Source organism: Acetobacter conturbans (assembly GCF_011516755.1).
Classification (GTDB): Bacteria; Pseudomonadota; Alphaproteobacteria; order Acetobacterales; family Acetobacteraceae; genus Acetobacter; species Acetobacter conturbans.
Genome location: NZ_WOSY01000050.1, coordinates 1 through 5,345, shown reverse-complemented (window position 1 = coordinate 5,345; position 5,345 = coordinate 1). Strand labels below are relative to the sequence as shown.

Below are 5,345 nucleotides of genomic sequence, written 5' to 3'. Positions count from 1 at the left end.
GCGGGCCTTCTCCTCCAGATCCAGCCGCGTGTCCTGATTGGCCTTTGTCCGCGCCAGCGCCGTGATCCCCTGCACGAAATCGAACACGCTCTCCGGCTTGCGCCCTTCCTCGTGCAGCACGGTTTCGATGATCTTTGCGGTTTCCGGTTTCGAGAACCCGCGACGACGCAGGAAACTTTCGCGGTCTTCATCTGTTTTCGCGACCAGCGCCCGACGCGAGGCCTGAATGCCGGAGACGAACGAGGCCGGGCTGGCAGTGGCGAAATTCCGTAGTGCTGGTGTCGCCTGATGCACGAAGCGCGAGGCCGCGAACTTACTATGCCGGATGGTGATCTGTTCGAAATTTTCCACGCCCCACAACATCCTGTTTTGACACACCCCGCGCAGATAGAATGACGCAATGCCTAGGCTCTTGCTGCCGACTTCCGAATTCCAGGCGTAGAAACCCCGGAAATAGAGATCGGGATCGCCATTGGGCAGGCGTCCGGCCTCGATGGGATGCGTATCATCCACGAGGAACAGGAACACGTCCCTGTCTGACGCATACAGCGTCGTAGTTTCCTTGGTGATATCGACGTAGGGATTATGGGTCATGGTGGCCCAGTCGATGACGCCCGGCACCTTCCAGTTGGTATCGCCTGTGCCGTCACCCGCGATCTTGCGCACCGCCCCGACCAATTCGTGATCCCAGATGCGGCCATAATCCGGACCGGTCACGGCGCGCAGTTCTACCCGTCCGTCTTCGGTCTCCAGCGTTTTCACCAGTTCGGCGCGGTGCGACAGCAGCCCGTGCTGGAGATTGATCGCCGCCAGCGGTGCCGGCAGGTCGCGCAGATAGGAGGACGGCGCGCTGACCAGGCTGCACATCTGGCCGAAGGACCAATGCGTCGGCGCGATCGGCTCATGCTGTCCTGGCACGGTCAGGGTCAGACGCTCGACACTGTCGCGCGAGGCCTCGACGCGGATGGCGCGGCTTTCCACCGTGCGGGCCGTGGCCCGGTCTGCCCGCGCCAGCGTGGCAGCATGCAGGTCGGACAGCGACAGATAGCGTTCGTCATCGGGGCGCGAGAACCATTCGGACGATACGCGGGCGCTGCGTTCGCCACGGGAGGGATCAATCCGGAAGCCCGTGCGGGCGGAAGACAGAATGGAAGCGGACATGGGGACTCTCCTCTCTTGCCGGATATTCGGCATCAGAGGCGAAGCCGCCCTCTCACTCCTTCCCGGCCGGACCGGCACGAAAAAAGCGGCTTCCGGATAACGGAAGCCGCTTTCTCGAAATCCCGCATCAGCTCATACTGTGCGGTGTTTCATGCTCTACATCGAGAGGCCTGGCGCGTCCCATCCATGGACAGGGTCGGATTTCCTTCACCCAGTCCGCAAAGCTCGGGATAAACCCGAAATCTTCCCGGACGTGCTGTTCGCCGATCAGCCGGGTCGGCACTGCCCGCCCGGTCGAAAGCGTGAGTGTGACACCGAACAGTTTTTCGGCAAGGAAGATGCCTTCCGCATGGTGTCGCAGCGCCCGGTGCCGGAAGTCCGCCGTGATCAGTTTCGATTCATCGAACCATGTATGCAACGGCAGGTAATCCTCTACCGTACCGCCCCATTTCCGCACAGAGGAGAGGGCATGATGATAACTATGCGCCATGGTGCCCTTCCTCCGTCCATTCATGGCCGTAGTTTTCGACGGCGGTGTAACGCTCGTTATACTCCAGGGCGATGGACCGTCCCGCGACGTCAAAGGTAAACTCGCCATACGCACCATCATTGTTTTCCCAACCACCGTGCGCTTCGGAAAGCAGGTCGTAGCAGACGTTCTCAATGACATCCTTGACGCTGCAATCATCAGTTTTCGACGTGGCACATTGCCAGTCGACAGAGATGTAAGGCATGCAGTTTTCCAGAACCGTATTATCGGTTTCCGGAGTGACCGCCATATCTTCGATCTGGCCGCTATCTCCGCAACCATCGAAGGTGACCACCGCTGTTTCGATCCCAGCAGCATCAAGGCAATCAAACAGTGCTTTGCGATTGACTGCTCCAAATTCCTGTTGCCGTTTCCGATAGGCCTCATAATGCTCGGAAAAGGCGGTGAAGGTATCGGCCCGTTCAGGCGTATTTCCTGGATTGGTCATGTCCTGTTTCTCCTGGATCAGCAGGACGGCCCTGACCGAAGCCAGGGCCGGTTAGGTTCGGAGTCATGAATTACGAGGCGCCCGTCATTCGGCCGCGATATTCGTGGCGGTTTCGATGGGGATAACAGCGACCTGTTTCTGATGACCGTCGGTCAAACCAGCAGTTCGCAATGCTTCGGGCAGCCAGCCGGAGCCGTCCAGCAACTGCTCGGCCTCACTGGCCATGTCCATTTTCTTGAGATGCGCAATGCGGGCCGCTGCCTCATCGCCGCGTGCTTCGCGTACGGCTTCGAGGATACGCGCCTTGGTGACACGGCCGAGATAGTTCTCCACCGTCGGCTGCCATCCCGCTTCGGCCGGATTGAGTTGGAGCACTGTCGCCAGCCGGCCGGCTCGCGCCAGGCGCTCCCTGACGCTACGTGCCAGAGACGGACCATGGGACGATTCATGCAGCGCGTTGACGCCAAAAGACAGGCAATGCGCCAGTAGGGCCAGGCGACTGGTATCATCCAACCCGTCGAGCCACTGCCAGAGTGCATCCTCGTCATCGGGAAGATCATGCTTCCAGCCCTCGTTGCGCTGGCGAAGTTCATGAGCGGGAACACTGCCCGGCATGTCTGGCGAATGCACCCGCAGCGGGATTTCCCGGACATAGGCTTCCAGGCAATCCGCGCCCGACACCTGCCAGTAGAGATCGCGCACCAGCGTGTGGAGCAGTTCGGTCAACGCGATGTGCGGATTGCCGGCGAACGCGTCACGCAGGGCCAGCGTGCGCCAGGCCGTCAACTCTGTCAGCAGGCGGTCGGGCAGCGGCTTCAGCCCATCTTCCTCTTCGGGCTCGGTGCCGGGGGCGCCTTCCGTCCCAGTTCCTTCGACGTCATCACCCGCGCCGTGATGGACGACCGCGTCATCATCACCCTCGGGTGTATCCGGGCCGTCCTCGGGCTCCGCCGGCACATCTTCAGGGCGGACGAAGCCCCGTTCGACCAGCAGCGTGGCATCAGTATCCAGGCTGATAAAGGCCCCTGCCCGGACCACCTCCGCCGGATCGAAGGACACAGGGCGTTCTTCCAGCGCCTCAATAGCCTGTTCGATCTCCCCCAGCCGGGTATCGACGTCGTCGGGGAACTCATCGGCCTGTGCGTATTCCGCCTCGATGGCTTCCTGCTCGCTGTGCAGAGCGGTTAGACGGGCGGCTTCTTCTTCCGAGAGCACAACCGGCGAGCCTTCAATCCTCGCGAAGCCCCGCGTGTGTCCCCACGGGAAGGACAGCGCCGTCTCGACCCACTTCCAGCCTTCGGCGCGGATGTCATCGGCCGCCCCAGCCAATTTGTCCATCACCAGCCGGTCGAGGAGGGTCGGATCCTGCAGCCAGCCGCCGTCATCGGCCTCGAACAGGTCACGCATGACATGGCCACCGGCAGCGAGATAGGCATCCAGCCCGACGAAGCGCACGCGGCGATCCGATGCGCGCACGGTTTTTTCCGTCAGCATGCGGCGGATCAGATAGGGCTCGCGGTTATGGCTCTGGGCGATAATCTCCCAGACCTGCTCCTGACGGGCATGGTCATCACTGATGGAAAACGCCATGAGCTGATCGAGCTTCATGCCGTCCTGCTCGTAAATCTCGAGCAGTTTGTCGGACACGGTCATCAGGCGCAGGCGCTGTTTGACCACGGTGGGCACGACGAAGAACGCGGCGGCGATCTCGTCCTCGGACATGCCCTTCTCCAGCATGTCCCGAAAGGCACGAAACTGGTCCAGCGGATGCAGCGCCACGCGCTGCACGTTCTCGGCCAGGGAATCATCCTCGGCGAGAATGGCCGATCCGGCCTCGCGCACGACACAGGGCACCGGGGCAGTCTTGGCCAGTTTCTTCTGCTTGACCAGCAGTTCGAGCGCGCGGAAGCGACGGCCGCCAGCCGGCACCTCGTAGGAACCTGTCTCCGTCCCATCATCGTTCAGAACAGGGCGTACGTTGAGGCTCTGGAGCAGCCCGCGACGTTCGATGTCGCGGGCCAGTTCCTCGATCGACAGGCCGGCCTTCACACGCCGCACATTGGACTGCGACAGCACCAGTTTGTTGAAAGGGATATCACGGGACGCATTGAGAGCGATTTTCTGGATGGCGCTCGCCATGGCGGAACACTCCGTGACGGACGGGCGGAAGCCTCTCTCCCACCCCTGAATCCGTCATGAAATCACTCCCACCCTCTGACTTTTCATGAAAAACCCGAGGCCGATTAAGTCGCTAACCGTCCTCTTGTCGGTCGTCCAGCCTGTGTTATCTGCTCCCCGAAACTGGACATGTGTACTCGCAGTATACATCACAAAAGATGCGATGTCCGATCTGTATCCGAGTCAGAACACCAACATGAACCGCACCGTCGACAGAATATGTTAGACCACCCGTAATCCACAGAAAAAGCTACCGAATGTCTCAAACAAAAACGACGCCTCACCATTCGGCGCTTCTGACTCAAGCCGGATCGCGACATCATGACACCTATTAATTATATAATGATATACACAAACGATGTTTCACAACATAATAAACGGCGTATTCAGGGCAATCTTGTGCAGTCCAGCGATGCATCGTGATGTTCGCCCCACCCCTTTTGCCGGGAAGTGGCACACCTTCTGGCATTTAAATCCGCCAGACAGTTCTTGAACTCAGCCGTTCCCGGAGTATGCCCCATGCTCCGGCAACTTTGTTCGTCCTCAGTGAGTCGACGATCTGTCGTCGTGCCACATGCAGAAAGCAAAGCGATCAAAGAGATACACGTCGTTATTTTAAACGAATTCCTCAAGTATGCGATCATAACGTTCCTCCGCCATCATCAATGGTAAGCATATAGTAAAGCCTGAACCCTTCTAGGAGTGTCCTAATAATTATAGATTTTTTTGAAGAAATGTCAATTTTTCTATCTAGCCGTAACCTGGAAATAACCCTATTCGGGCCAGAGTAAGCCAACTGCTTTCTTCAAAGGTTTACGACGTGCGAAATAATCATACGTAACGTTCGATATATTTTCTGATTTACAATATCTTTTTTGGGCAATGTCGCCGCTTCTAGTGATTTCATCATCACACACGCGCGTTAAATGGCGATATTCTGACGCAAATTTCGTAAGATTTAATGGTGCTTATACCATCCATACCCTCGAATATTGTTCCATGCATCGGTGGTATGGCAGGCATAGCAAT

The 5,345-nt window shown here is 58.4% G+C and carries 4 protein-coding genes; all 4 read right to left on the bottom strand.

The annotated features are described in order from the left end of the window. Positions 1-1,161 (bottom strand): DUF932 domain-containing protein (locus GOB81_RS17105; RefSeq protein ID WP_173571430.1); only part of this gene is annotated, 1,161 nt, incomplete at its 3' end. Positions 1,162-1,288: 127 nt separating this feature from the next. Next, on the bottom strand, positions 1,289-1,651 hold the full coding sequence (locus tag GOB81_RS17100; protein WP_010669161.1) for a DUF6915 family protein: 363 nt from the start codon (positions 1,649-1,651) through the stop codon (positions 1,289-1,291). Then, positions 1,641-2,138, bottom strand: a complete 498-nt coding sequence (locus tag GOB81_RS17095) for a DUF6878 family protein (RefSeq protein WP_010669160.1) — start codon at positions 2,136-2,138, stop codon at positions 1,641-1,643. Before GOB81_RS17095 ends, GOB81_RS17100 begins: the two co-directional genes overlap by 11 nt. Before the next feature lie 84 nt (positions 2,139-2,222). Then, entirely contained in the window at positions 2,223-4,277 is a 2,055-nt protein-coding gene (locus GOB81_RS17090) for a ParB/RepB/Spo0J family partition protein (protein ID WP_018308134.1), read from the bottom strand. Between the last annotated feature and the right edge of the window lie 1,068 nt (positions 4,278-5,345).

What these genes read in the sequence shown, in the direction of transcription:
- GOB81_RS17095 (WP_010669160.1), bottom strand. Translation starts at nt 2,138, where the DNA reads ATGACCAATCCAGGAAATACGCCTGAACGGGCCGATACCTTCACCGCC.
- GOB81_RS17100 (WP_010669161.1), bottom strand. Translation starts at nt 1,651, where the DNA reads ATGGCGCATAGTTATCATCATGCCCTCTCCTCTGTGCGGAAATGGGGC.
- GOB81_RS17090 (WP_018308134.1), bottom strand. Translation starts at nt 4,277, where the DNA reads ATGGCGAGCGCCATCCAGAAAATCGCTCTCAATGCGTCCCGTGATATC.